The 1,011-nt window shown below is 71.5% G+C and carries 1 protein-coding gene; it reads right to left on the reverse strand.

From position 1 onward, the window contains the following. Positions 1 to 283: 283 nt before the first annotated feature. The coding region (locus tag ACFFNX_RS51040) for an SbcC/MukB-like Walker B domain-containing protein (RefSeq protein ID WP_378213740.1) at positions 284 to 1,011 on the reverse strand (728 nt) is incomplete at its 5' end.

Raw genomic sequence — 1,011 nt, forward strand, 5'->3', positions numbered from 1 at the left:
TGTCAAGCCACCCCACACACCAAAGAAAGACCACACCCACGGCTGTGGAAAACCCACGACCCAACCACTTCGAGACTGGCCCTAGACGGATACGCGGGAGGACCACAGACCATAGGTCCACGGCCAACCCACGCCGACAGCTCGTCCGCCACCTACCGGATCCCCTTGAGAAAAGCGCTGACCAGCCGTTAAGTAATTCCGCGGAACGCGAGCGAGGCCTCGCTCCCCCGCCCACGTCATCCGGGCGACGGGCCCCTGCACACCCGTCAGGGGCGGCTCCGGCTCAGGTTGTGACGGTCAAGGTGGAGCCGGTGCGGGCCTTGGCGACGCGGAGTTGGGCCGGGATGCGGGTGCGGAGTTCGGCCACGTGGCTGACGATGCCGACCGCGCGGCCGCCGTCGCGTAGGCCGTCGAGGACCTCCATGACCTCGTCCAAGGTGTCCTCGTCCAGGGTGCCGAAGCCCTCGTCGACGAACAGGGTGCCGATCTCGGTGCCGCCCGCCTCCGCGGTGACCACGTCCGCCAGGCCCAAGGCCAGGGACAAGGACGTGATGAACGTCTCGCCGCCCGACAGGGTGCCCGGCTCGCGGTGGCGGCCGGTCCAGCCGTCGATGACGCGCAGGCCCAGGCCGCCGGTGCCGTGGCCCCGGGAACCCGCCGTCTTGTCGACCGTGTGCTCCAGGGAGTAGCGGGTGCCCGACATGCGGGCTAGGCGTTCGTTCGCGGCGGCGACGACCTGTTCGAGTCTGGCGGCCAGGACGTAGGCCGACAGCCGCATGCGGGTGCGGTTCGCGGTGGGGTCGCCGGACGTCAGGGCCGCGACGCGTGCGGCCAGGGCGTGGTGTTCGGCGGCCGGTCGCCATTCGTCCGCGCGGGCGTGCAGGTCGCGGGCCAGCGTCACCAGCCGGGACCGGCGGTCGGCGAAACGGTCACGGGCCGAGGCGACGAGCTGGTGGTGCTCCTCGGCGGTGCCGAGCGCGGTCTCCAGGGCGGCCAGGTCGGGCGGTGGCT

This window comes from Actinoallomurus acaciae (assembly GCF_042429965.1).
GTDB lineage: Bacteria > Actinomycetota > Actinomycetes > Streptosporangiales > Streptosporangiaceae > Actinoallomurus > Actinoallomurus acaciae.